Raw genomic sequence first — 23364 nt, forward strand, 5'->3', positions numbered from 1 at the left:
CGCGCCGCACTCGGCACAACCGCACGAAAGCTCCCCGCGCGCACTCCCAGCGCACTAAAGCTCCCCGCGTGCGGTTGCAGTGCACGAAAGCTCCCCGCGTGCGTGAAAGACGAACGCCGGGCTCCCATGTGCTCCGACAGGGAACGCGGGACTCCCGCGTGCCCCGGTGGGGAACACGGGACTCCCGCGTGACACCGGAGCGCACGAAAGCGCCGCGCATACGACGGGAGTGCACGAAAGCTCCCCGCGTGCACTTGCAGTGCACGAAAGCGCCCCGCGTGCGATGTGAGTGCACGGAAGGGCCCCGCGTGCGTCTCGAACGGGCGGAAGAGCGGGGTTCGACGTGCGGTGCGCGGGGTCACGAACCGCCCCGGCGGGCGGCTTCGGCCAGCCGGGCCTTGTGCACGCGGGCCAGTTCGGCGGCTTTCGCCTGCGCTTCCTCCATGCGCGAGCGCATCGGCGCGCGCCAGTGGTGGCAGATGGCGATGGCGAGCGCGTCGGCGGCGTCGGCGGGTTTGGGGGCGACCTTCAGGCCGAGCAGTTTGGTGATCATGAGCGTGACCTGGGCCTTGTCGGCGCGGCCGGAGCCGGTCACGGCAGCCTTCACCTCTGACGGCGTGTGGAACTCGACGGGCAGGTTCCGCTGGGCCGCGGCCAGGGCGATGACGCCCGACGCCTGCGCGACGCCCATGGCGGTGCTGACGTTGTGCTGGGCGAAGACGCGTTCGATGGCGACGACGTTGGGTTCGTGGCGGTCCATCCATTCGCACACGCCGGTGTACAGCTCGTGGAGGCGCACGGCCAGAGGGGCGTCCACGGGAGTGCGCAGGACGTCGACGGCCACGGCACGCACGGTCCGGCCGGGTCCGCCGTCCACGACGCCGAGGCCGCACCTGGTCAGACCGGGGTCGACCCCGAACACCCGCACGACAGCCCCACTCCCGCCGACCGACCCGGACGAACGACCGACCCGGACGAAACACTTTGACGAACACTCGTTCGAACCATATCCGGTGCGCGGCGGGGGGACGTGCACCGACACGGTTCGACAAGCGCACGCCGCGTTACTACGGTGGTCAGGTTTCTGATCACGGGGGTTGCCGGTGAAGCGGTTCTGGCTCGTCGCGGGGTGCGTCGGCACCTTCATGGCGGTCACCGTCCTCGCCGCGCTGACCGCGCCGCGCGACATCGGTGTCGCGATCGACAAGGTCGTGCAGCTCATGTTCGCCGTGGCGGCGTTGCTGGCCTACGCGCGTGCGGGAAACCGTTGGATGACGGCGGCGATGACCAGTCTCACGGTGGGGTTGTCGGCGTGGATCTGGGGTCAGCAGATCCTGGGTGTGCAGCTGCCGACGTCCACCATCGCGCCGTTGGGGTTCACGATGGTGCCGGTGTTGTGCCTGGCCGCGGTGATCACACGGGCACATGCCGCGCGACGGGCCGATGACCTGCTGCCGAACTACCGCAGCCGCACGGTCGTGGTGCTCGACGGGTTGATCGTGATCGGGTCGCTGTTCGTGCTGACGTGGGTGTCGGCGCTGGAGTCGCTGACCCGGCCGTGGGCGCAGCAGGGGCCGGGGTTCATCACGGTGGTCGCGCATCCGGCCGCGTACCTCGTGCTGCTCGTGACGATCGTGGTGATGTCGTGGACCCATCAGTCCGTGCGGCAGTGGTCGATGGTGTTCGTGGCGTTGGCCGGTGTCGCGCAGTCGTCGTCGGGGTGGGTCTTCGCGTTCCACATCTCGAAGGGCATCACGGCGATCCCGGCGTCGGCGGACATCGGGTTCATGTTGTGCCCGGCGCTGTTCTTCCTGAGCGCGCTGGCACCGGCGCGCGACGCCCCGGCGACGCCCGGCCGCATCCGGATGGCCGACATGCTGCACCTGCTGGTGCCGTACCTGCCGCTGGCGGTCACCGGGCTCTTCGTGCTGTGGAACACCGCGACCGGCGGGCGGCTCAACCCGGTCGAGATCTACGTCGGGCTCGCGGTCGTGTGCCTCGTGATCGTGCGGCAGCTGTTGACGATGATGGACAACGTCAGGCTGATGGACCAGCTTCGGCTCAGCAGAGAGCAGCTGCGGCACGAGGCGTCGCACGACCCGTTGACCGGTGTTGCGAACCGTTCGCTGTTCCGTGAGCGATTGGAACGCGCGTTGGCCGTGCGCGACCGGTCGACGCCGTTGATCCTGCTGTTCATCGACGTCGACGGGTTCAAGTCGGTCAACGACAACTACGGCCACGCCGAGGGCGATGTCGTGCTGCGCAACGTCGCGGCGCGGCTGGAGCACAGCGTGCGGCCGGAGGACACGGTGGCGCGGCTCGGCGGCGACGAGTTCGGCGTGCTGGTCGACGGCGGCGACCCGGAGGAGCTCGGTGAACGGCTGCTCGCGGCGCTGACCCACCCGCACGAGGTGCACGGCCGCGTCCACCGGGTGCGTGCCAGCATCGGTGTGGCACAACGGCGTTCCCACGACCCCTCGGTGACCGCCGACGACGTGCTCGGAGCCGCGGACGCCGCGATGTACACGGCGAAGCGGCTCGGCAAGGGCATGGTCGTCGTGCACGGCGCCCCTCTTCCGGAGATGACGTGACCCCAGAGCAGTTGATCGAGGACCTCGGCATGCAGGAGCTGCCGGTCGAGGGCGGCCACTTCGCGCAGACGCACCGCTCGGAGGAGGTGTCTGCCATCGCGTACCTGTTGCGACGGCCGGACTTCTCGGGGATGCACGTGCTGGAGCACGTGGAAATCTACAGCTTCCACGCCGGGTCTCCGTTGCGGATGCTGCTGCTGCACCCCGACGGCACCGTGTCGCAGCCGTTGCTGTCGGAGTCGAACCCGCAGGTCGTGGTGCCCGCGGGCGTGTGGCAGGGCAGCGCGCCCGCCGGCGAGTGGTCGCTGGTCGGCACGGTGGTCGTGCCGCCGTACACCGACGACATCGTGTCGTTCGGCCACGCGGACGACCTGTGCGCGCGTTACCCGTCTCACGCTTCGGAGATCAGGGGCTTGTGCCGCTTCTAAGATCTCCGGAATGGCGCTTGTCCCGCTCAACGGCATCGAGCTGAACGTCCAGACCGAGGGCACCGGTGACCTCGTCGTCCTGGTGATGGGCACCGGCAGCCCCGGCCGGGTGTGGCGCACCTACCAGGTGCCCGCGCTGGTGAAGGCCGGCTACCGGGTCGCCTACTTCGACAACCGCGGGATCAAGCCGTCGTCGGAGTGCGCGGACGGCTTCACGATCACCGACATGGTCGCCGACACGGCGGCGCTGATCACGCACCTGGGCGGTCCCGCGCACGTCGTCGGCACCTCGCTCGGTGCGCGCGTCGTGCAGGAGCTGGCACTGGCGCGTCCCGAGCTGGTGCGCAGCGCGGTGCTGATGGCGACCACCGGGCGGCCCGACCCGGTGCAGCAGCTGTGGTCGCGCGGCCTGCGGGAGCTGCACGACAAGGGCATCGAGCTGCCGGCGTCGTTCTACGCGGCGGCTTCGGTCACGCGGAACCTGGCGCCGGCCACGCTGGCGGACCCGGTGATCGCGCGTGACTGGCTGCAGATGTACGAGTTCGCGGCCACGATGCCCACCGCGGGTGAACGGGCGCAGCTGGCGCTGGGCGAGTTCACGCCGCGGGTCGAGGCCTACCGCGACATCACCGTCCGGTCGCTCGTGATCGGGTTCGCGGACGACCGCGTCCTGCCGGCCCGGCTCTCGCGCGAGGTGGCGGACGCGATCCCCGGCGCGCGGTACGCCGAGGTGGCCGACTGCGGGCACATCGGGTACCTGGAGCGGCCCGACGAGGTGAACCGGCTGCTGGTCGAGTTCCTCGGTGGCGCGTGAGGCGACCGGAGTCCGGACGGCTTCAGCGGTGCGCGGCCTGGCCGGTCGGCCGGAGCAGGATCTCGTTGACGTCCACAGTGGATGGCTGTGACACCGCGTAGAGCACCGCGCGCCCCACGTCGGCGGGCTCCAGCTTCGGGTCGTCCACACGCGACGCCGGGATCGCCTCCGTGTCGACGAGTCCCGGCTGCACCACGGTCACCCGCACGCCGGTCCCGACCGCCTCCGCGCGGATCGCCTGCGCCAGACCCGTGGTCGCCCACTTCGTCGCCGAGTACAGGCTCCCCGGCCGCACGCCGCGCCCCGCCGCCGACCCGGTCAGCACCAGGTGGCCGCCGGACCGCAGCAGGGCGGGCATCGCGGCGCGCGCGGTGAAGGCCGGACCGCAGACGTTCGTCACCACCATGGCCGTCCATTCGGCTGGTTCCGCACCACCCGAAGTGGTGAACGAGGTGTCGACCGAGGCGCCGGCGTTCGCGAACACCACGTCGATGCGGCCCCAGCGGGACTCCACCCGGGACATGAGGTCCTGCACGGATTCCCACGAAGACACGTCGCATTTGGCGTCCCAGCCGCGATCGCCGACAGATTCTTCGGCAGAACGGGAGGCGCGCACGACGCGATAGCCCGCTTCCGAAGCCAAGGAGGCGGTGGCCGCGCCGATGCCGCGGGACGCGCCGGTCACCACGAAGACCTGTTCCATGATCGGCAACCCTAGTCAGGGAGATGTCAGCGGCGCCTGTTTTGATGAGCCGCATGACTTTGAACCGCAGGTCCGTGTTCGGGCTGGGCACCGTCGCGGCCGCGACGGCCGTGCTCGGGCCCACCGGCACAGCACAGGCGCAGGAGGAGGCGGAGGTCGAGATCGAACGCTTCCCGACCACCGCCGAACGGTCGCGCAAGCGCGTCGCGCAGGTCTACCGCAGGCAGGTGAAGAAGGCGCGCGGCACGTGGTCGTCGTACATCACGGTCGCGGACCTGGACGGCAACACCCGGCCCGCGGTCGACGAGAACGCGGACGCCGTGGTCGAGGCCTACAGCGTCAACAAGGTCGCCGTCGCCGTGGCGGTGCTGGACAAGGTGGACCGCGGGCTGGTCAGGCTCGACCAGACGGTCACCGTGTCGGCCGCGATCGTCATCCAGGACACCGACGGCATCTTCGCGCTCGACGGGGCGTACCCGAGCGAGGTCACCGTCGGGCACGCGCTCGCGAACCTGCTGACGGTCTCGGACAACACCGCGGTCCGGCTGTGCGGGCTGGTCGTCCCGGCGCTGGAGCTCAACGAGATCCTGCGTTCCAAGGGCTTCGTGCACACCCAGGTCGTGCCGGTCGCCAACCCGAACCGGTTCTTCCTCGGCACGACGACGGCGCGGGAGACGCACGCGCTGCTGCAGAAGCTGGTCGACGGCGAGCTGCTCTCGCCAGCGTCGACGGCGTACCTGCTCAACATCCTGCGGGCGACGGCGAGCTTCACCGACGGCGTGCGGCTGAACCTCACCACCAACGAGCGGTTGCGCGTCGCGACGAAGGCCGGCTGGTACGAGGACGGCCGCAACGAGGCCGGGATCATGTTCAGCGAGGACAACCGGGCGATCCTGGTGTACTCGATGTTCGCCTCCGGCGCGTTCAGCGGCGACAAGGCGCAGAACGACCAGGACTTCAGCACCACGCACCCGGCCGTCGCGGCCCGCGCGGAGCTCGGCCGGTCCATGTTCGACGCGGTCATCAAGATCACGACCAGCAAGCCGAAACACCGCGCAAAGGTTTACAGGTTCTTCAACGGCGGCTGATTCCTGAATTTTGTTCGAAAACCGGGTCACCGGGTAGTGCTTCTCGGCTATACACGTACCAGCGCCGGGGTCGGTCGTCGCCGCCGTCGACGACCGGCTTCCCCGCGTCGCTGAGCAGGTCGCCAGATGTCAGCGGCGATTTGATCACGTGTTGGTGGTACTCGCAGACGCCTGGGCGGCAACGAGGGGGCGGGCAAGGCTTCTGGCCAGGTGCTCAGAGGGCCGGTTCCACAATGGAGTGGTACCGCCGCGACACCTCCCCGATCACCTCGTCGAAGTCCGCGGCCCAGATCTCGGCGTTGAAGATCTCCACCTCGACGTCCCCCGCGTACCCGGTCGCGGCGACCTGCCTGGTCAGCCGGTCGAGGTCGATCACGCCGTCGCCGGGGTAGCCGCGGCCGAGCAGCACGTCGGCGGGCACCGGCGTGAGCCAGTCGCAGACCTGGTACGAGGCGATGAGCGGGCCCGCGCGGGCGATCTGCGCGTCGACGTCGGGGTCCCACCAGACGTGCAGCGCGTCGACGACGACTCCTGCGGACACGTGCTGCTCGGCGAGGTCGAGGGCCTGCGCCAGCGTCGACAGCACGCCGCGGTCGGCGCAGAACACCGGGTGCATCGGCTCCAGTGCCAGCGTCACGCCCGCCTCGGCCGCGTACCAGGACAGCTCCGCGACCGCGTCCGCGACCCGGTGACGTGCGCCGGTCAGGTCCTTGTCGGCGGCGACTCCCCCGACGACCACCACCAGGGTGTCCGTGCGCAGCGCCGCCGCTTCGTCGATCGCGCGGCGGTTGTCGTCCAGCGCGGCGCGGTTGTCCACGGCGGTGAGGAACCCGCCGCGGCACAACGACGACACGCGCAGCCCCGCGTCCGCGACGAGCTTCGCGGTGCGGTCGAGGCCGTGGTCGGCGACCGGTTCGCGCCACAGCCCGATCGAGGTGATGCCGTGCCGCGCACAGCCCTCGACGGCCTCCACGACGGTCGCTCGCTTGATCGTGGCCTGGTTCAGCGAGAGGCGAGCCACTGCTGCCACCGCCGTTCCGCGAGTTCGGGCTCGACCACGCCGGCGACCTCGGCGAGCCGTTTGGCCTCGGTCAGGTGCTCGACGCTGCGGGCGGTCTGCAGGCCGTCGAGCAGCAGGAACCGGTCCTGGTGCCCGGCCAGCCACGCCAGGAACACCACACCGGTCTTGTAGTAGTAGGTCGGTGCGCTGAACAGATGGCGTGACAACGGGACCGTGGGCGCCATGATCCGGTGGAACTCCGCGGTGTCGCCCTCGTCGAGCTTGCGCAGCGCCTTGGCTGCCACCGGTGCGATCGGGTCGAAGATGCCGAGCAGTGCGTCGCTGTGGCCGTGCTCGTCGCCCGCGATCAGGTCCGGGTAGTGGAAGTCGTCGCCGGTGTAGCAGCGCACGCCGGGTGGGAGCGCCCGCCGCAGCCCGATCTCGTGGCCGGCGTCGAGCAGCGAGACCTTCACGCCGTCGACCTTGTCCGGCCGGGAGTGGACGACCTCCAGGAAGTTGCGGGTGGCCTGCGCGACGTCGGCGGCACCCCAGTAGCCGGCCAGCGCCGGGTCGAACGCGGTGCCGAGCCAGTGCAGGACCACCGGCTCGCTGACGTTGTCGAGCAGCGTGCCGTAGACCTTCGCGTAGTCCTCCGGCCCGCGGGCGCACGCGGCGAGCTGCCGTGAGCACATGAGCACCGGCTGCGCGCCCGCCCCCTGCACGACCTCCAGCTGCTCCAGGTAGGCGCGGAGCACGTCGTCGAGGCCGGCCGCGCCGGTGAGGTGGTCGGTGGCGACGCCCGCGCAGATCCGCCCGGCCTTCTCGGCGGCGCTGCGGCGGACCAGCTCGGCGGCGGCCGGCCAGTCGAGGCCCATGCCGCGCTGGGCGGTGTCCATGGCCTCGGCGACGCCCAGGCCGTGCGACCACAGGTGGTGCCGGAACGCGAGCGTCGCGTCCCAGTCCACCGTGCGCTCGTCCCGCGCGACGACGTGCGCGGCGGCGAAGACCACCCGGCTAGACATCGGCGAGCTCGATCCTGCGACCCTCCGAAGAGGACCGCAGCCCCGCGGCCGCCAGCGCGACACCGCGTGCGCCAGCGCGGAAGTCGTGCGGGAACGGCGTGCCCACGCAGACGTGCCGCAGGAACTCCGCCCACTGCACCTTGAAGCCGTTGTCGAACTCCTCGTTGTCCGGCACCGCCTGCCACTGCTCGCGGAACGGGTGGGTGACCGGCAGGTCCGGGTTCCACACCGGTTTCGGCGTGACCGCGCGGGGTTGCACGAAGCACTCGCGCAGCCCGGCGACCGCGCTGCCCTCCGTGCCGTCCACTTGGAACTCGACGAGCTCGTCGCGGCGCACCCGCACGCACCAGGACGAGTTGATCTGGGCGATGATCCCGTTCTCGATCTCGAAGATGCCGTACGCGGCGTCGTCGGCGGTCGCGGCGTACTCGGTGCCCTGCTCGTCCCAGCGCGTCGGCACGTGCGTGACGGCGCGCGCGGTCACGGCCTCCACCCGGCCGAACAGGTTGTGCAGCAGGTAGCTCCAGTGGCAGAACATGTCCGAGACGATGCCGCCGCCGTCCTCGGCGCGGTAGTTCCAGCTCGGGCGCTGCGCGGGCTGCCAGTCGCCCTCGAAGACCCAGTAGCCGAACTCGCCGCGCACGCTGAGGACGCGGCCGAAGAACCCGCCGTCGACCAGCCGCTTGAGCTTGCGGATGCCCGGCAGGTAGAGCTTGTCGGCCACGACGCCGTGCTTGACGCCCTTCTCGTCGGCGAGCGCGGCCAGCCGCAGCGCCTGCTCGACGGTCTCGCTGACCGGCTTCTCCGTGTAGACGTGCTTGCCGGCCTCGATCGCCTTGGTGATCGACTCGACGTGCTTCGACGTGACCTGCGAGTCGAAGTAGACCTGCACGTCCGGGTCCGCGAGCGCGCCGTCGAGGTCCGTGGTCCAGCGCGCGAGGTCGTGCCGTTCGGCGATCTCCTTGAGCTTGTCGGCGTTGCGGCCGACGAGCACCGGCTCGACCTTGAGCACGGTGCCGTCCGGCAGCCGCACGCCCTCGTCGCGCAGCGGGAGCAGGGACCTGACCAGGTGCTGGCGATATCCCATCCTCCCGGTGACGCCGTTGACCGCCACTCCGATGGTCCGAACCGCCATCGCACCTCCCTGGTAGCAGCGCTGGAAAGCGCTTTCCCGCCACGCTAATAGCGGTACTTCGCGGCCGTCAACCTCCGTGGGAGCTAGTCTCCCGTCCACACACGCACTAGACGGAGGTGGTCGTGTCCGCCCGACAGGTGACGCTCGCCGAGGTGGCGAAGCAGGCGGGTGTGTCGCTGGCGACCGCCTCGCGCGTGCTCAACGGCAGCACGCGGCAGGTGAGCGAGGAGCTGAGCGACCGGGTCCTGCGCACTGCGGAGGAGCTCGGGTACGTGCCGAACGCGTCCGCGCAGGCGCTGGCCCGCAACTCGAGCTCCCTGGTCGGGCTGGTCGTGCACGACATCACCGACCCGTACTTCTCCTGCATCGCGGCCGGGGTGACGCGGGTGGCGGAGGAGAACGGCCTGGTCGTGGTCCTCGGCACGACCAACCGGTCACCGGACCGCGAGGTGGAGCTGCTCTCGACGCTGCGCGCGCACCGGGCCCGCGCGGTGGTGCTGGCGGGCTCGCGGACCACGGACCGGGCCGCGCAGGCCAGGCTGGCGGCGGAGATCGACGCGTTCACCGAGCAGGGCGGCCGGGTGGCGTGCGTGTCGCAGGCGAAGCTCGGGACGGACACGGTCGTGCCGGGCAACCGGGCCGGCGGTCGCGCGCTGGCCCGTGAGCTGGCTGCGCTCGGGCACCGCAGGTTCGCCGTTCTGGGTGGTCCTTCCGACCTCGTGGTGGCCCGCGACCGGCTCGCCGGGTTCAAGGCGGGACTGGCCGACGCCGGGGTCGCCCCGCCGGTCGTGGTCAACGGCCCGCTGACCCGTGACGGCGGTTACGAGGCCGCGCTGGAACTGCTCGCCACCCGCAGGCAGGCCCGTGCGACCTGCGTGTTCGCCGTCACCGACGTGATGGCGATGGGCGCGATGGCCGCGTTGCGCGAGCGGGGCGTGCGGGTGCCGGAGGACATGTCGATCGCCGGGTTCGACGACATCCCGACGCTGCGCGACACGGTTCCGGCGCTGTCGACCGTGCGGCTGCCGTTGGAGCGGATGGGTGAGATCGCCGCAGGTCTCGTGCTGGACGCCGGGGGTGACGAGGCCCGCACCGTCCGCGTCGCCGGTGAGGTGGTGCTGCGGGCCTCGACTGCCCACAATTAGACTCGTCTGGCTGTTCACGTACTTAGTCATGAGGAGTTGAGCCGTCCCCGTGGGTACTGGCCCCGGCTGGCATACCAACCCGGTCCCCCGTCGCTCGGGAGCACGCAGGTGACCGGAACCCTGTTGAGCCTGCTCGGTCTGCTCGCCGTCGTGGCGCTGACAGCGGGCACCTTCATCGCGGTGGCGGCGGAGTTCTCGCTGACCGCGCTGGAACGCAGCACCGTCGAGCGGCACCTCGCCGAGGTCGGTGACGCCAAGGCGCGCACCATCGACCGCGCGCACCGCACGTTGTCGTTCCAGCTCTCCGGCGCACAGCTCGCCATCACGCTGACCACGCTGATCACCGGGTACATCGCGGAGCCCGCGATCGCCTCGCTGATCCAGCCGGGCCTGAACGCGCTCGGCGTGCCGCCGACGGTCGCGGGCGGGTTGTCGCTGGCCCTCGCGCTGGCCATCGCCACGGCGTTGTCGATGGTGTTCGGCGAGCTCGTGCCGAAGAACCTGGCGATCGCGAAGCCGCTGGAGACCGCGCGGGCGGTGGCGGGCCTGCAGGCCGGCTTCTCGACCGTGTTCCGGTGGCTGATCACGGCGATGAACGGCTCCGCGAACTGGCTCGTGCGCCGTTTCGGCGTGGAGCCGGTCGAGGAGCTGGCGTCCGCCCGGTCACCGGAGGAGCTGGGCGCGCTGGTCCGCACGTCCGCCGAGCACGGCACGCTGGACGAGGGCACCGCGGTGCTGCTCGACCGCTCGCTGCGCTTCGGCGACCGGACAGCCGGCGAGCTGATGACCCCTCGCATGCGCGTGGAGGCCCTTCGCGCCGACGCGACCGTGCACGACCTCGTGCAGAAGGCGCGTGACACCGGCTTTTCGCGTTTTCCGGTGCATGACGGCTCTCTGGACGAGGTGCGCGGCATGGTGCACGTGAAGCAGGCGTTCGCCGTGCCCGCCGCTCTGCGCGGGACGACTCCTCTGTCGGCGTTGACCCGCCCGGTGACATCGGTGCCGGAGACGCTGGAGGGTGACGCGCTGCTGGACCGCCTGCGCGCTTCGGGCCTGCAGACGGCGCTGGTGGTCGACGAGTACGGCGGCACGGCCGGCATGGTGACGCTGGAGGACGTGGTCGAGGAGATCGTCGGCGACGTCCGCGACGAGCACGACCGCGGCGAGGCACCACCGGTCCGGTCGCTGGGCAAGGACAGCTGGCTGGTGTCGGGCCTGCTGCGCGACGACGAGGTGGCCGAGGCGACGGGTTTCCGCATGCCGGACGGCGACTACGAGACGCTGGCCGGCCTGGTGCTGACGCGCCTGGGCCGGATTCCGGACGTCGGTGACGAGATCAGGGTCGACGGCTGGCGGGTGACGGTGATGCGGATGGACCGCCACCGCGTGGCCGAACTGCGGGTGGTGTCGGCGTGAACTTCCTGGTTGTCGTCCTTCTGCTGGCGGGCAACGCCTTCTTCGTCGGCGCCGAGTTCGCGGTCATCACCGCGCGGCGCGACCGTTTGGAGGCGTTGGCCGACAAGGGTTCCTCGCGCGCACGCACGGCCATCAAGGCGTCGCAGGAACTGCCGTTGCTGATCGCCGGCGCACAGCTCGGCATCACACTGTGCTCCCTCGGCCTGGGTGCCATCGCCGAGCCGGCGCTGGCCACAGTGCTGGAGGGCCCCCTCGGCGCCGTTGGCCTGCCCGCTGCTGTGGTGCACGGCGTGGCGTTCGCGGTGGCGTTGGTCATTGTCGTCGCCCTGCACACGATCCTCGGCGAGATGGTGCCGAAGAACCTCGCCATCGCCGGCCCCGAACGCGCCGCCCTGTGGCTGGTGCCGGTGCACTACGGGTTCAGCCGCATGATCGCGCCGGTGCTGGCCCTGTTCAACGCGGTCGGCCGCTGGGTGCTGCGCCGCTTCGACGTGGAACCCGTCGACGAGCTCGAGTCCGCCTACACCCCCGACGAGCTGGCCCTGCTGATCGGCCAGTCCCGCTCGGAGGGCCTGCTGGAGGTCTCCGAACACCGGCGTCTGACCCAGACGCTGACCTCGGTCTCCCGCACGGTCGCCGACGTCCTCGTGCCGCTGGACCGCGTGACGACCGTGTCCGCCGCCCCCACCGTCGGCGAGATCGAGGCGGCGGTGGCGGCCACCGGCTTCTCCCGCTTCCCGGTCAAGTCCGACGCGCGCCTGGTCGGCTACCTGCACGTCAAGGACATCCTCGACCTGGAGGGCGCGGCCACCCCGGTGCCCCGCGCCCGCGTGCGCGGCCTGCCCGAGGTGCCGGTGGACGCACGCCTGGACGAGGCCCTGACGGCCCTTCGCCGGGCCCAGTCGCACCTCGCTCGCGCTGTTGGGGCCGATGGTGGGGTGCGCGGGGTGGTGGCGTTGGAGGACCTGGTGGAGGAGTACGTCGGGACTGTGCGGGATGGGACGCACGTGCGGTGGGTGTAGCTGGGGTTCGGCGCTGGGGTTCGGGTCGTGTGGATTCACCCGATCGTGATGTCCTGATTTGCCGGTTCGGCCGCCCTGCGTAGGGAGGAAGCGCGGGGGGCGGAGGTGAGTCGGGAGGGAGTGGCGGGGTTCGGCTTGGTTCGGCCGGGGCTGGCTCGGGTGGGGTGAAGGTCGGGCGAGATCGGGGTCCGATGCGGACGGGTCGCGCCGGGCGCGGTGGGTCGGGCGCGGGTGGACCAGCCGCGGGTGGACCGGGCGCGGCTGGTCGGGCGCGGCTGGACCGGGCGCGGTGGGCGCGGGTAAGTCGGGCGCAGGTGAGCAGCCTCGACGAGCGCAAGGCGCGCCACTGTTCGACGCCCCAGCTCAGTGCCCCGGCTCAACCCCCGCCGCCGTGCGGATCTCCAGCATCAGGCAGCCGCCGTCGGTTCGGTAGGGCCCGTGCGGCATCCCCGGCCGGCGGCTCGCGAAGTGGCCCGCGGTGAACGTCTCGCCGAGGGTCAGGTCGGTGAGGTCGCCCTCCAGCAGGTACACCTCCTCGTGGTGGTCGTGGCGGATCACGCCGGACGTCTCCAGGCCCGGTTGCCAGCGGGCCAGGCGGGTGAGGGTCGGGGTGGCCGGGTCGTGGCTGAGGACGCGTTCGGTGACGCCCGGTTCGGCCGGGTGCCACGGGAGGTCGGCGACCGGGAAGAACTCGTGTTGTGTGCGCATCACAGCCGCCGGTTCGCCAGCACGGGCAGGGTGCGGCGGGCCTCGTCGACCGAGGAGGCGTCCACATCGGACACGAGTGTGCCGGGGGCGTCGGCCAGGCTGGCGGCGACTGCGCCGAGTGGGGTCACGACGGTGCTGCGGCCGATGCCGGTCGGGGCCGGCCCGTGGTCGGTGGTGGGCAGGGCCTGGCCGCAGGCGAGGAGCCATGCGGTGGAGTCCAGGGCGCGGGCGCGGACCAGGAGGTCCCACTGGTCGGCCTTGCCGGGGCCGGCGCCCCAGGAGGCGCCGAGCAGGATGGCCTGCGCGGTGTTGGCGAGGGTGCGGAAGAGTTCCGGGAAGCGGACGTCGTAGCAGGTGGCGAGGCCGAAGGTGAGGTCGTCGACGGTGAAGGTCACCGGCTTGTCGCCGGGGGTCACGGTGTCGGACTCGCGGAAGCCGAAGGCGTCGAACAGGTGGATCTTGTCGTAGCCGAGGTGCAGGTCGGCGCCGGTGACGAGGGTCGTGTTGGCGACGCGGCCGCCGGTGCCGGGGGTGAACATGCCGGCGACCACGACGACGCCCGCCTCGGTGGCGATGTCGTGGACCGCGGTCGCCCAGGGGCCGTCGAGGGGTTCGGCGACCGGGGCGAGGGGGACGCCGAAGCGGCAGTGGGTGGCTTCCGGGAACTGGACGATGCGCGCGCCCGCCTCGGCGGCGCGGGTGACCTCGGTGCGGACGGTCGCGAGGTTGGTCGCGGGGTCGGCGGTCGAGCTGATCTGGCACAGGGCGATGCGCATGATCCTCCTCTGGTATACATGTTGTATGCAGGTCGCGGACAGCTTGTCAGGCCGGGAGAAGGCCTACGAGTTCATCAAGGACACGATCCTCGCCGCCCCGGAGATGCAGGGGCGGTTCATCAGCGAGCAGGACGTGGCCAACCAGATCGGTGTGTCGCGCACGCCGATTCGTGAGGCTCTTCTTCTTCTGGCGGCCGAAGACCTGGTGCAGCTCGTGCCGAAGAAGGGTGCGTATGTCGCGCCGTTGTCGTCGCGGCAGATCACGGAGCTCATGGAGCTGAGGGGCGTTATCGAGCGGTATGCCGCGGAGCGCACGATGACCGAGGGCACTGTTCCGTTGGAGACCATGCGCGCGTATATCGAGGAACAGCGCGTGCAGCAGCACGACCCGCGTGAGTTCATCGACGTCGACCGGCAGTTCCACGCCGTTCTCGTGGCGGCGACCGGCAACGACCTGCTGACGAAGACCTACGAGGGGTTGCGCGCACGGCAGGTGCGCGCGGGTGTGGTGGCGTTGTTCCGTGCGAACAACCGGCAGCAGGCCGTGATCGACGAGCACAACGCGATCGTGGCCGCGCTTGAGTCCGGGGACGTCGGCGCGGCCACCGCGGCGATCACCGCTCACCTGGACACCACGCTGAAGGTGCTGCTCAACGGCTGAGCGTCGGCGTCCTCCGGGTCGCGGCCCAGGCGCAGGCCGATCAGCGTCACCACGCACGCCACGGAGACGTAGATGCCGACGACGACCCACGTGCCGAACTCCGCCAACAGCCAGGTGAACAGCAACGGCGCCACGGCACCGCCGATCACGCCGGCCAGCGTGTAGGCCAGTGAGCTGCCGGTGTAGCGCAGGCGTTCGGTGAACTGCTCGGCGATGAACGCCGCCTGCGGGCCGTACATGAACGCGTGGAACGCGAGGCCGACGACCACGCCGACGACGATCAGCGGGACGGAACCGGTGTCCACCAACGGGAACAGCACGAACGGCCACACCGCGCCGCAGACCGCGGCCACCGCGTAGAGGCCGCGCCGGTTGACCCGGTCGGACAGCCAGCCCGCGAGCGGCATCAGGAACAGCTGGAAGCCGGAGGCGATCAGCACGGCGATGAGGCCGACGTTGCGCGACATGCCCAGCTGCGTCGTGATGTAGGTGAGGACGAAGACGGTGTGCAGCGCGTACAGCACGTCCGGGCCGACGCGGGAGAGGACGGCGGCGACCAGCGGGCGGGTCTGCGTGCGGAAGACCTCGCTCACGGGTGCGGACGGGCGTTCGCCGCGTTCCTGGATCGCCTTGAAGACCGGGGTCTCCTCCAGCTTCACCCGGATCCACAGGCCGAACACGACCAGCACCGCGGACAGCAGGAACGCCACGCGCCAGCCCCACGACATGAACGCCGCATCGGACAGCGCCACGCCGAGCAGCGCGAGCACGCCGTTGGCCATCAGGTTGCCGGCGGGCGGCCCGATCTGCGCGGCCGACGCCCAGAAGCCGCGTTTCGCCGGGTCGCCGTACTCGCTGGACAGCAGCACCGCGCCGCCCCACTCACCGCCGAGGCCGACGCCCTGGGCGAAGCGCAGCAGCACGAGCAGCACACCGGCCGCGGGGCCGATCGCGGAGTGCGTGGGCAGCAGGCCGATGAGCAGCGTGGCGATGCCGGTGATCAGCAACGTGGTCACCAGCACGCGTTTGCGGCCGATCTTGTCGCCGAGCCGGCCGAACAGGAACCCGCCGAGCGGCCGCGACAGGTAGCCGACCGCGTACGTGGAGAACGCGAGCAGCGTCGCCGTCAGCGGCTCGGAGCTCGGGAAGAACAACGGGCCGAGCACCACGGCGGCGGCCACGTTGTAGATGGCGAAGTCGTACCACTCGAGCGCGGTACCGGAAAGCGAGGCCACGAACGCGCGGACCAGCGCGGAACGCGGTACGTCTGTCGTTGCTGAAGCAGGCGGCATGCGGTAATACTGCCTGTATACAACTCGTATGCGCAAGGAGTACCGCATGTCCACCGCTTGCACACTGTCCTTCGAACTCCCCGACGGCACCGTCACCGAGGTCGCGGTGACGACCCTGCTCAACGGCGGGTACGCGGGCCGCAGCCAGGAAGACGTGGCCGCTCACGTGCGTGAACTCGCCGAACTGGGCGTTCCGGCGCCGTCGGTCACGCCGAGTCTCTACCCCGTTTCGCCCTACCTCGCGCAGCAGACCGCGGTGGTGCCCGTGCAGCACGCACGCACCTCCGGCGAGGCCGAGTGGGCGTTGGTCGTGACCGATGACGACGTGCTGCTGACCGTCGCGTGCGACCACACGGACCGCGCGCTGGAGGTGCACGGCGTCGCGTGGAGCAAGAACGCGAGCCCGGACGTGCTGGGCCGCAGGGCGTGGCGGTTGTCCGAGGTCGCCGACCGGATCGACGCGATCGAGCTCACGGCGTGGGCCGACGGCGTGGAGATCCAGCGCGGCACGCTCGCCGAGCTGCTGACGCCGGCCTACTGGGTGGACCGGCTGCGCGAGCTGGGACTGCTGCGGCCCGGCACGGTGCTGCTGTCCGGCACGATCCCGATGCACCACGGCGTGCAGCAGTTCGCGTCGAAGTGGCGCGTCGAGCTGCGCGACCCGGCGACCGGTGACGTGCTGGACTGCGACTACGAGGTGGCGCCGCTGCCGGAACCGATCGGCTGAGCCGCGCGCGCCGGTATGCGTCCCCGGAACCAGGTCGAAATCCCCGGCGCGCAGTCGACGCAGGGGTGACTGACCGACACAGGGGAGGCACCCGCCATGGGCAAGGTCTGCACCGGCGCCAGCACCTCGATCGACGGCTACGTCTCAGGCCCGGACTTCTCCGGTTTCGACCGGCTGTTCCGCTGGTACGAGTCCGGCGACGTGGCGTACACGATGCCGACCGGCGCGATGACCGTCCACCTGACCCCCGCCAGCGCCGCGCACTTCGACGGCCTCATCCGGGCGACCGGCGCGTTGGTGGTGGGCCGCAAGCTCTACGACCACACGAACGCATGGGGCGGCCGGCACCCGATGGGCGCGCACACCGTCGTGCTCACCCATCGGCCGTTGGAGGACACCGAGCACTTCACGTTCTGTGGCGACGGCATCGAGAAGGCCGTCGAGATCGCCCGGTCGCACGCGGGCGACAAGGCCGTCGGCCTGAACTCCGGCGAGGTCGCCCGGCAGGCGATCGACGCCGGGCTGGTCGACGAGATCTGGCTCGACCTGGTGCCCGTGCTGCTCGGCGGTGGCACGCCGTTCTTCGCACCGGGCCAGGGTTACCAGCTCGAAGGGCCGCTCTCGGTCGTCGAAGGCGTCGAGGTCACGCACCTGCGCTACAAAGTGCACTACGCGGAAGCCGGGTGAGGACGACGCGGTGGGGCGCTGCGGCGGCCTGAGTTCACCGAGGCCGCCGCTGCACTCCCCCGCGCGCCGGGACTGACGTCCCTCAGGCGGACAGCGCGGCCTTCACGGCGCGGGTGCGCTCGTCGGCCAGCACCTCGTCGTCACCGTTCTCAAGCGCCCGCAGCACCTGCGCGACGACGTCCTGCGGGGTGATCTTGGGCGCGTCGATGCCGGTGGTCAGGTCGGTGTCGATGAACCCGGCGTGCACGCCGATCACGCGCGTGCCCTGTTCCCGCAGCGCCTCACGGGAGGACTTGGTGAACGACCAGCCCGCTGCCTTGGAGGCCGCGTAGCCGCGCCACTCCGCCCTGCCGACGAACGACAGGATGCTCAGCACGTTGACGATCGCGCCGCCGCCGTTGGCCTTCAGGACCGGCGCGAACGCGTCCGTCGTGCGGACGAGGCCGTAGAAGTTGACCTCGAACTCCGCCTTGATGCTGTCGACGTCGTCACCCGCGACGAGGACGCCGGCGTTGTTGACCACGATCGTGGTGTCACCGAGTTCCTTAGCGGCCGCCGCGACCGACACGTCGTCGGTGACGTCGAGCCGCACCGGGACCACGCCCTCGTCGGTGATGGTCTCGACCTTGCGCGCGCCGCCGTAGACCTTCGCGCCCGCCTTGACGAGCTCCTGGGCGAACGCACGGCCCAGTCCGCGGTTCGCGCCGGTCACGAGCACCGTCTGACCCTTGAAGTCCATGACAACCTCCTAAGTTGGTATTTCAAACCAACTGTGGCAGGTTGAGTTTGATTTCCCAACTGACTGATACCGTGGTCACATGGCTCCGCGAACCTGCTCCGTTGCGAACGCGCTGGAGGTCGTCGGCGAGCGCTGGTCGCTGCTGGCGCTGCGCGAGGTCTTCTTCGGCAACCACCGCTTCGACCAGATCGCCGCGAACACCGGCGCCTCCCGCGACGTGCTGACCGCGCGCCTGAAGAAGCTCGTCGCGTGCGGCGTGCTGGAGCGGCGGCAGTACTCCGAGCACCCGCCGCGCCACGAGTACGTGCTGACCGAGTCGGGCCGTGCGCTGAACAACGTGTTGCTGATGCTCAAGGAGTGGGGCGACACCTACGTGACCAAGGGGCCCCTCCCGCTCGTGTGGGAGCACTCGTGCGGCAACGTGCTGGAACCACTGGTCGTGTGCGCGCACTGCGGCCGTGAGGCGACGCCGGAGTCGTTGACGCGGGCCGCCACGACACCGGGCGATCCGATCTCGGCGACCTGATCCGGAACCCGTGGTCGCGCACCGGTCGCCAGTCGCTGTCCGTGTAGGTTGACGACCATGAGTGAGGACGACGAGGACGAGTTCGCCGAGGACGACGAGTTCGAGGACGAGGAAGACCCGGACGACCTCTTCGCCGTCACGCCGGAGCCGCGCACGGTGTGCCACCTGTGCGGGGGCGCGAGCTACATCGCGGCGCCGACGCTGGCAATCATCGGTGGTGCGCCGCGGACCGTCGACAACGGGCGCGAGTGCCCGCACTGCAACGGCGCGCGGACGTTCACCGGGCTGGTGCCGCCGCTTTAGCGCTTGGCCGTCACGCGCTGGACGTGGTCGACGAACTCCGCCACCGGGTAGCGGGCGATCTCGTCGCCGATGACGTCGAGGGCCAGGTCGGCGGCGCGGGTGAAGCGCACGCAGGACTTGCCCATGTCGAGCTTCTTGCCGGTGGCGAGGTAGCGCTCGCGGAACGACTCCCCCGGCGCCATGGCCGTGGTCAGGTAGAGCGAGCAGTGGCGTTTCTGGGCGGCCAGCGCGACGTAGCTCAGCGGCTGCCCGTTGTAGGTGGGGCCGCTGACCTCGATCGGCACGTACCAGGTGATCATCCCCCAGAGCACGCCCTCGGCGTAGCCGGCGGGGAGGTGCGCGACGACGACGTCGCGCACGGCGGTGATCTCGGCGCGCTGCTCCGCGGTCAGCTCGTCGAGGTACTCGGCGACCGTGGCGGCCTTGCTCTGCACCATGCGCGTACGGTAGCCGCTCGTGGAGGTCCTGACCCGAGCCGAATGGCATGAGCTGCGCGACCGGCACGTCGCGCGCATGAGGCGCTTCACCGGCCCGCACCTGGAGCGGAAGGCCGGCAAGGAGAAGCACCCCGTCATGGACTTCCTCTTCACCTACTACAGCCATCGGCCCGTGCGGCTCGAACGGTGGCATCCGGGGCCGGGGATCGTCCTGGAGGACGCCGACGAGTACCTGGAGTTCCCGCACTACCGGGCCACGAGCGGCGGCGTGACGCTCGACGTCGGCAGTTTCGCCGCTCAGCGGGCCAAGACCATCGACTTCGTGCGCGAGCTGCTCACGGCGACGATGCGGCGGCCGGCGCGGCTGGGGTGCTTCGGGCTGCACGAGTGGGCCATGGTCTACCGGCAGCAGCCGGAGGAGGTGCGGCACAACGCGTGGCCGTTGCGCCTGGGCAGTGACGGCACCGACCAGGTGGTCGAGGCCAGCAAGATCCAGTGCGGGCACTTCGACGCCTTCCGGTTCTTCACCGGGCCCGCGCGGCCGCTCAACACCCTGCTGCCCACGCGCGAGGGGCAGGTCGAGAACGAGCAGCCGGGTTGCCTGCACGCCAACATGGACCTGTTCAAGTGGTCCTACAAGCTGGAGCCCGCGACACCGTCCGACCTGGTCGCCGACTGCTTCGAGCTGGCCGTCGACGTGCGGGAGCTCGACATGCGGGCCTCGCCCTACGACCTGGCGGGACTCGGGTACGAGCCGGTCAGGATCGAGACGCCGGAGGGCCGCGCGGAGTACGTGCGCAGGCAGGCGGAGTTCGCCGCGAGGTCGCAACCGCTGCGGGAACGACTCGTCACCGTGTGCCAGTCGGTACTGGGAGTGACTTCACATCGCTGACCGTTCTCTCCTGTTAGCGTGGCTGCCGGTCGTCGGGGGCCGCTGAGTAGTTGTGAGAGGGATCGATGTCTCGACACCGCTCGCTGCGCGCGAAGGTGCGGCGCGGGATCGCCAAGTGGCCCGTCGCCATCGTGGCCGTCGTCGTGCTGATCGCGCTCGGCTGGGGCGCCTGGTCGTGGATCGGCGGTGTGCTCGACAAGCGGGCGCAAGCGCAGGCCCAGGACTGCAACGAGGGTGACGCGGTGCTGCGGGTGTCCGCGACACCGAGCGTGGCCGAGGCCGTCGCGGAGGTCGCGCGGGCCTGGAGCGCCACGCGGCCCGTCGTCTACGACCACTGCATCGCGGTCGAGGTCACCTCCGCCGACTCCTCCGCCGTGCTCGACGGTCTGACCGGGACCTGGGACGCCGAGAAGCTCGGCCAGCGACCGCACGCCTGGGTGCCGGACTCGGTGTTGTGGGCGAACCGGTTGTCCGCGCTCAACGCCAAGCTGGTCGGTGGCACGCCGAAGTCCATCGGCACGTCGCCGGTGCTGCTCGCCGCACCCGAGGCGGGTGCGCCGGTGCTGAAGGACTTCCGCTGGACGGACATGCCCGAGGTCACCGACTGGCAGAGGTTCGGCCCGAACTGGGGCCGGTTCAGCGTCGCCATGCCCGACCCGGCCGCGAACACGGCCTCCGCGCTCGCGATCCAGTCCGCACTGGCCGGCGGCAAGGGCCCGGTCACCGCGGACACGCTGAACTCCGACGCCGCCAAGACGACCCTGACCAAGCTCGCGGCCACCGTGCCACCCGAGGTGCCCACCACGACGCGCGAGGCGTTGCGGCGGCTCGGGGACAGCGCGACGGTGAACGCGGCGGGCTTCAGCGTGACGCCGGTGTCCGAAGTGGACCTCTACAAGCACAACACCGGCAAGGAGGCACCGTCCAAACCGCTCGTCGGCGTGCTGCCGGTCGGCCCGACACCGGTGGCGGACTTCCCGTACGTGGCGCTGTCGGGCCCCGAGGTCGGTGAGGCGGAGGAACGCGCGGCGCAGGCGTTCCGCGAGTTCATGACCGAGCCAGACCAGCAGAAGATCTTGGCGCACGGCGGTTTGCGTGTCGAGTCCACTCAGGACCGACCGTCCCCCTCTCCTGGTGTGTCGTGGGCGGCGGTGACCGAGAACCTGGTCGCCGCTGACGCGACGACCACGCAGCAGCTGTCGGCGGCGTGGGCGTCGGCGGACCGCGGCGGCCAGGTCGTGACCGTGCTCGCGGACGTGTCCACCTCGATGAAACCGAGGCTGGACAAGGTGAAGGCCGCCCTGCGCGGGCAGGTGGACAGGTCGGTGTCCGGGTCGTTCGGGTTGTGGGAGTTCGCGCGGTCCGTCGACGGCGCCAAGCCCTACAAGCAGCTCGTGGGCACCGGTCCGGTCGTGGAGAAGCGCGAGGCGTTGCGCAGGGCGATCGACGGGCTCAAGACTGTCGACGGCTCCCAGCTCTACACCGCGCTGGGGGCCTGTTACGAGGCGGCGCACGACGGTTTCGTGGCCGGGCGGGTCAACCGGGTCGTGGTCGTCACCGACAGCACCTCGGACGGCGGCATCGACCTGGCGGCGTTGAAGTCCCGGCTCAAGGGCAAGGACCTGCCGGTCAGCTTCATCGCGATCGGCGGTGAGGTGGACAAGGCGGCGCTGACCGACATCGCGGAGAGCACCGGGGGCAGCGTGTCCGTGGTGGAGGACGAGAACGGTGTGGAGGCCGCGCTCGGGCAGGTGCTGTCGACCACCGCCTGAGTGGTTGGTTCGGGTTGTGGATGAGGGCGTCGGGGCTGGCGTGGGCGTCAGGGCGGGTCGTGGACGAGGGCATCGGGGCGGGCGCGGGCGGGCGCGGACGGGGGCGTCGGGGTGGACGCGGGCGTCGGTCCAGGTTGTGGGCAAGAGCGTTGGTCCGGGTCGTGGATGAGGGCGTCGGGGTTGGCGCGGACGGGGACGTCGGCGCGCACGTCGGTCCAGGTCGTGGACAAGCGCGTTGGGGCGGGTCGCGGGCAAGGGCATCGCGGTAGTGCGGACAGGAACGTCGGTCCAGGTCGTGGACGAGGGCATCGGAGTGGCGCGAGCGACGGTGGTCGTCGCGCGGTTGGGTGCGGTGGCGGCTTGCCACGCGGGCCCGGCGGGGCCGGGATTCGGCGTCGGGATGGGCGCGGGCGACGGTGAGTCGTTGCGTGGTTCGGGTGCGGTGGCCAGGTGGTGCGGGGTTGCGTGCGGTGGCGGGTTGCCCGCAGGTCCGGCGAGAGCCGGGGTTCAGCGTCCGGGTGGATGCGGGCGACGGTGAGTCGTTGCGCGGTTCGGGTGCGGTGGCGGGTTGCTGCGCAGGTCCGGCGGGGCCGGGGTTGGGTGTCGGGCTGGGTGCGGTGGCGGGTTGCCGCGCGGGCTTGGCGGGGCCGGGGTTCAGCGCCGGAGCCGGAGTTTGGCGGCGAGGCGGCTTGGCAGGCGCGGCGAACAGTGTCTGAGTGGTCAGGCCAGGACGTTGAAGACGGCCTCCGCGCGGTTCCGTTCGGCGGTCAGCTGCCACGCCGTCTCGGCGATGTCGTCGGGGTTCAGCGTGGGGATCTCGCCGTACTGGCCGGGGTTTGCGGTGATCATGCGGTGGATGTCGCCGCGCTCGATCAGACCGCCGATGGTGAGCGTGCCCGCGTAGATGCCTTTGTCGGCCAGTGCCGCGTTGAGCGTCACCGCGTAGTTGCGCAGGGCTGCGGCGTTGATCGTGAGCGCGCCTAAGCCGGGCATGGGCACGACTGAGCTGAGGCCGCCTGCGAACAGCAGCGCTCCGCTGCCGCGGTCGAGCATGCCCGGCAGGACGCGGCCCACGACGTCGAGGGCCGGGTACAGCCAGGTCAGCGCCTTCTGGGCGTCTGCGGCGGTGATCTCGGTGATCGGCTTCATCGGCAGGCCTGGGTCGGCCGCGCCAGGGCCGTAGTAGAGCACCTCGACCTCGCCGCCGATGCGGTCCAGGGTGGACAGGAGCTGGTCGCGGTCGCGCACGTCAGCGGTGAACGCCTCTGCCTTCACGCCGGCCTGCGCCAGCTCGGCGAGGTAGCGGCTGTGCCGGGTGTCGGTGCGGGACACCAGGGCCACGTCGTGGCCCTCTCGTCCAAACCGGTGCGCGATGGACATGCCGAGACCGGGGCCGACGCCGATGACTGCTGCGAGGGACATGAGCTGCACCTTCCGGCTAATTCGAGGGTGTCCTCGACTTGTGGGAGTGACGGTATCA

25 protein-coding genes are annotated in these 23364 nt (G+C 70.8%); 14 read left to right on the top strand and 11 right to left on the bottom strand.

What is annotated here, in order from left to right:
• Positions 1–358: 358 nt before the first annotated feature.
• Positions 359–928 (bottom strand): crossover junction endodeoxyribonuclease RuvC, encoded by a 570-nt coding sequence (gene ruvC / locus AB0A63_RS18415; protein WP_360392335.1) that lies wholly within the window; start codon positions 926–928, stop codon positions 359–361.
• Between the two features lie 175 nt (positions 929–1103).
• Here ruvC and AB0A63_RS18420 point away from each other — a divergent pair, with 175 nt between their 5' ends.
• Genes AB0A63_RS18420 through AB0A63_RS18430 form a run of 3 tightly spaced genes read left to right on the top strand, consistent with a single transcriptional unit; the run spans position 1104 to position 3833 of the window.
• Positions 1104–2591, top strand: a complete 1488-nt coding sequence (locus AB0A63_RS18420; RefSeq protein WP_360392337.1) for a GGDEF domain-containing protein — start codon at positions 1104–1106, stop codon at positions 2589–2591.
• Positions 2588–3019, top strand: coding sequence for a cupin domain-containing protein (locus tag AB0A63_RS18425; RefSeq protein ID WP_360392340.1), 432 nt, complete (start codon positions 2588–2590; stop codon positions 3017–3019). The genes AB0A63_RS18420 and AB0A63_RS18425 overlap by 4 nt, the downstream gene beginning before the upstream one ends.
• A 10-nt stretch (positions 3020–3029) precedes the next feature.
• Positions 3030–3833: an alpha/beta fold hydrolase gene (locus AB0A63_RS18430; protein ID WP_360392343.1), complete on the top strand. Its 804-nt coding sequence runs from the start codon at positions 3030–3032 to the stop codon at positions 3831–3833.
• Between the two features lie 22 nt (positions 3834–3855).
• On the opposite strand, the gene AB0A63_RS18435 is transcribed toward AB0A63_RS18430, so the two are convergent.
• Positions 3856–4539: an SDR family NAD(P)-dependent oxidoreductase gene (locus AB0A63_RS18435; protein WP_360392690.1), complete on the bottom strand. Its 684-nt coding sequence runs from the start codon at positions 4537–4539 to the stop codon at positions 3856–3858.
• Between the two features lie 50 nt (positions 4540–4589).
• On the opposite strand from AB0A63_RS18435, the gene AB0A63_RS18440 reads away from it, so the two are divergent.
• Complete coding sequence (locus AB0A63_RS18440; RefSeq protein WP_360392345.1) at positions 4590–5624, top strand: serine hydrolase; 1035 nt, start codon at positions 4590–4592, stop codon at positions 5622–5624.
• 214 nt (positions 5625–5838) lie between these two features.
• On the opposite strand, the gene AB0A63_RS18445 is transcribed toward AB0A63_RS18440, so the two are convergent.
• From AB0A63_RS18445 to AB0A63_RS18455, 3 genes are read right to left on the bottom strand one after another with little or no spacing between them, the layout of a single operon-like run.
• Positions 5839–6645, bottom strand: a complete 807-nt coding sequence (locus AB0A63_RS18445; protein WP_360392348.1) for a sugar phosphate isomerase/epimerase — start codon at positions 6643–6645, stop codon at positions 5839–5841.
• On the bottom strand, positions 6627–7646 hold the full coding sequence (locus AB0A63_RS18450; protein ID WP_360392351.1) for a dihydrodipicolinate synthase family protein: 1020 nt from the start codon (positions 7644–7646) through the stop codon (positions 6627–6629). The genes AB0A63_RS18445 and AB0A63_RS18450 overlap by 19 nt, the downstream gene beginning before the upstream one ends.
• A complete protein-coding gene (locus tag AB0A63_RS18455; protein WP_360392354.1) occupies positions 7639–8781 on the bottom strand; it encodes a Gfo/Idh/MocA family oxidoreductase in 1143 nt (380 codons plus the stop codon). The genes AB0A63_RS18450 and AB0A63_RS18455 overlap by 8 nt, the downstream gene beginning before the upstream one ends.
• 122 nt (positions 8782–8903) lie before the next feature.
• Between AB0A63_RS18455 and AB0A63_RS18460 the strand changes: the two genes are divergently transcribed.
• The 3 genes from AB0A63_RS18460 to AB0A63_RS18470 all read left to right on the top strand — a co-directional run bounded on the left by AB0A63_RS18460 (position 8904) and on the right by AB0A63_RS18470 (position 12364).
• Complete coding sequence (locus AB0A63_RS18460) at positions 8904–9926, top strand: LacI family DNA-binding transcriptional regulator (protein WP_360392357.1); 1023 nt, start codon at positions 8904–8906, stop codon at positions 9924–9926.
• A gap of 108 nt (positions 9927–10034) precedes the next feature.
• The gene (locus AB0A63_RS18465; RefSeq protein WP_360392359.1) at positions 10035–11342 is read left to right on the top strand and encodes a hemolysin family protein; all 1308 of its coding nucleotides are present in this window, start codon (positions 10035–10037) and stop codon (positions 11340–11342) included.
• Positions 11339–12364, top strand: coding sequence for a hemolysin family protein (locus tag AB0A63_RS18470; protein ID WP_360392362.1), 1026 nt, complete (start codon positions 11339–11341; stop codon positions 12362–12364). The genes AB0A63_RS18465 and AB0A63_RS18470 overlap by 4 nt, the downstream gene beginning before the upstream one ends.
• A 363-nt stretch (positions 12365–12727) precedes the next feature.
• Here the strand turns inward: AB0A63_RS18470 and AB0A63_RS18475 are convergent, their stop codons facing one another.
• Entirely contained in the window at positions 12728–13072 is a 345-nt protein-coding gene (locus AB0A63_RS18475) for a cupin domain-containing protein (RefSeq protein ID WP_360392365.1), read from the bottom strand.
• A complete protein-coding gene (locus AB0A63_RS18480) occupies positions 13072–13848 on the bottom strand; it encodes a carbon-nitrogen hydrolase family protein (RefSeq protein ID WP_360392368.1) in 777 nt (258 codons plus the stop codon). Before AB0A63_RS18480 ends, AB0A63_RS18475 begins: the two co-directional genes overlap by 1 nt.
• A gap of 25 nt (positions 13849–13873) precedes the next feature.
• On the opposite strand from AB0A63_RS18480, the gene AB0A63_RS18485 reads away from it, so the two are divergent.
• On the top strand, positions 13874–14509 hold the full coding sequence (locus AB0A63_RS18485) for a GntR family transcriptional regulator (protein WP_360392371.1): 636 nt from the start codon (positions 13874–13876) through the stop codon (positions 14507–14509).
• Here the strand turns inward: AB0A63_RS18485 and AB0A63_RS18490 are convergent.
• Positions 14470–15801 carry an MFS transporter gene (locus AB0A63_RS18490; RefSeq protein ID WP_360392374.1) on the bottom strand — a complete coding sequence of 444 codons (1332 nt, stop codon included), beginning with the start codon at positions 15799–15801 and terminating at the stop codon, positions 14470–14472. The genes AB0A63_RS18485 and AB0A63_RS18490 overlap by 40 nt on opposite strands.
• 46 nt (positions 15802–15847) lie before the next feature.
• Here AB0A63_RS18490 and AB0A63_RS18495 point away from each other — a divergent pair, with 46 nt between their 5' ends.
• Both AB0A63_RS18495 and AB0A63_RS18500 read left to right on the top strand, forming a co-directional pair.
• Positions 15848–16528 carry a DUF2848 domain-containing protein gene (locus tag AB0A63_RS18495; protein WP_360392376.1) on the top strand — a complete coding sequence of 227 codons (681 nt, stop codon included), beginning with the start codon at positions 15848–15850 and terminating at the stop codon, positions 16526–16528.
• A gap of 96 nt (positions 16529–16624) precedes the next feature.
• A complete protein-coding gene (locus AB0A63_RS18500; protein ID WP_360392378.1) occupies positions 16625–17215 on the top strand; it encodes a dihydrofolate reductase family protein in 591 nt (196 codons plus the stop codon).
• 82 nt (positions 17216–17297) lie between these two features.
• Here the strand turns inward: AB0A63_RS18500 and AB0A63_RS18505 are convergent, their stop codons facing one another.
• Complete coding sequence (locus AB0A63_RS18505) at positions 17298–17954, bottom strand: SDR family oxidoreductase (protein ID WP_360392381.1); 657 nt, start codon at positions 17952–17954, stop codon at positions 17298–17300.
• 79 nt (positions 17955–18033) lie between these two features.
• On the opposite strand from AB0A63_RS18505, the gene AB0A63_RS18510 reads away from it, so the two are divergent.
• Both AB0A63_RS18510 and AB0A63_RS18515 read left to right on the top strand, forming a co-directional pair.
• Positions 18034–18480 carry a helix-turn-helix domain-containing protein gene (locus AB0A63_RS18510; RefSeq protein WP_360392383.1) on the top strand — a complete coding sequence of 149 codons (447 nt, stop codon included), beginning with the start codon at positions 18034–18036 and terminating at the stop codon, positions 18478–18480.
• Between the two features lie 57 nt (positions 18481–18537).
• Positions 18538–18783 (top strand): hypothetical protein, encoded by a 246-nt coding sequence (locus AB0A63_RS18515; RefSeq protein ID WP_360392385.1) that lies wholly within the window; start codon positions 18538–18540, stop codon positions 18781–18783.
• Here the strand turns inward: AB0A63_RS18515 and AB0A63_RS18520 are convergent.
• Complete coding sequence (locus AB0A63_RS18520) at positions 18780–19220, bottom strand: DUF1801 domain-containing protein (protein WP_360392388.1); 441 nt, start codon at positions 19218–19220, stop codon at positions 18780–18782. The genes AB0A63_RS18515 and AB0A63_RS18520 overlap by 4 nt on opposite strands.
• A 76-nt stretch (positions 19221–19296) precedes the next feature.
• Between AB0A63_RS18520 and AB0A63_RS18525 the strand changes: the two genes are divergently transcribed.
• Together AB0A63_RS18525 and AB0A63_RS18530 are read left to right on the top strand one after the other, a co-directional pair.
• On the top strand, positions 19297–20112 hold the full coding sequence (locus tag AB0A63_RS18525; RefSeq protein ID WP_360392693.1) for a 3-methyladenine DNA glycosylase: 816 nt from the start codon (positions 19297–19299) through the stop codon (positions 20110–20112).
• Positions 20113–20177: 65 nt separating this feature from the next.
• Positions 20178–21884: a substrate-binding domain-containing protein gene (locus AB0A63_RS18530; protein WP_360392391.1), complete on the top strand. Its 1707-nt coding sequence runs from the start codon at positions 20178–20180 to the stop codon at positions 21882–21884.
• Positions 21885–22604: 720 nt separating this feature from the next.
• On the opposite strand, the gene AB0A63_RS18535 is transcribed toward AB0A63_RS18530, so the two are convergent.
• A complete protein-coding gene (locus tag AB0A63_RS18535) occupies positions 22605–23306 on the bottom strand; it encodes an SDR family NAD(P)-dependent oxidoreductase (protein WP_360392393.1) in 702 nt (233 codons plus the stop codon).
• Between the last annotated feature and the right edge of the window lie 58 nt (positions 23307–23364).

The organism is Lentzea sp. NPDC042327, assembly GCF_040647275.1.
Classification (GTDB): domain Bacteria; phylum Actinomycetota; class Actinomycetes; order Mycobacteriales; family Pseudonocardiaceae; genus Lentzea.

What these genes read in the sequence shown, in the direction of transcription:
- AB0A63_RS18500 (WP_360392378.1), top strand. Translation starts at nt 16,625, where the DNA reads ATGGGCAAGGTCTGCACCGGCGCCAGCACCTCGATCGACGGCTACGTC.
- AB0A63_RS18530 (WP_360392391.1), top strand. Translation starts at nt 20,178, where the DNA reads ATGTCTCGACACCGCTCGCTGCGCGCGAAGGTGCGGCGCGGGATCGCC.
- AB0A63_RS18535 (WP_360392393.1), bottom strand. Translation starts at nt 23,306, where the DNA reads ATGTCCCTCGCAGCAGTCATCGGCGTCGGCCCCGGTCTCGGCATGTCC.
- AB0A63_RS18495 (WP_360392376.1), top strand. Translation starts at nt 15,848, where the DNA reads ATGTCCACCGCTTGCACACTGTCCTTCGAACTCCCCGACGGCACCGTC.
- AB0A63_RS18440 (WP_360392345.1), top strand. Translation starts at nt 4,590, where the DNA reads ATGACTTTGAACCGCAGGTCCGTGTTCGGGCTGGGCACCGTCGCGGCC.
- AB0A63_RS18475 (WP_360392365.1), bottom strand. Translation starts at nt 13,072, where the DNA reads ATGCGCACACAACACGAGTTCTTCCCGGTCGCCGACCTCCCGTGGCAC.
- AB0A63_RS18525 (WP_360392693.1), top strand. Translation starts at nt 19,297, where the DNA reads ATGAGGCGCTTCACCGGCCCGCACCTGGAGCGGAAGGCCGGCAAGGAG.
- AB0A63_RS18510 (WP_360392383.1), top strand. Translation starts at nt 18,034, where the DNA reads ATGGCTCCGCGAACCTGCTCCGTTGCGAACGCGCTGGAGGTCGTCGGC.
- AB0A63_RS18520 (WP_360392388.1), bottom strand. Translation starts at nt 19,220, where the DNA reads ATGGTGCAGAGCAAGGCCGCCACGGTCGCCGAGTACCTCGACGAGCTG.
- AB0A63_RS18515 (WP_360392385.1), top strand. Translation starts at nt 18,538, where the DNA reads ATGAGTGAGGACGACGAGGACGAGTTCGCCGAGGACGACGAGTTCGAG.
- AB0A63_RS18490 (WP_360392374.1), bottom strand. Translation starts at nt 15,801, where the DNA reads ATGCCGCCTGCTTCAGCAACGACAGACGTACCGCGTTCCGCGCTGGTC.
- AB0A63_RS18485 (WP_360392371.1), top strand. Translation starts at nt 13,874, where the DNA reads ATGCAGGTCGCGGACAGCTTGTCAGGCCGGGAGAAGGCCTACGAGTTC.
- AB0A63_RS18450 (WP_360392351.1), bottom strand. Translation starts at nt 7,646, where the DNA reads ATGTCTAGCCGGGTGGTCTTCGCCGCCGCGCACGTCGTCGCGCGGGAC.
- AB0A63_RS18455 (WP_360392354.1), bottom strand. Translation starts at nt 8,781, where the DNA reads ATGGCGGTTCGGACCATCGGAGTGGCGGTCAACGGCGTCACCGGGAGG.
- AB0A63_RS18505 (WP_360392381.1), bottom strand. Translation starts at nt 17,954, where the DNA reads ATGGACTTCAAGGGTCAGACGGTGCTCGTGACCGGCGCGAACCGCGGA.
- AB0A63_RS18430 (WP_360392343.1), top strand. Translation starts at nt 3,030, where the DNA reads ATGGCGCTTGTCCCGCTCAACGGCATCGAGCTGAACGTCCAGACCGAG.
- AB0A63_RS18480 (WP_360392368.1), bottom strand. Translation starts at nt 13,848, where the DNA reads ATGCGCATCGCCCTGTGCCAGATCAGCTCGACCGCCGACCCCGCGACC.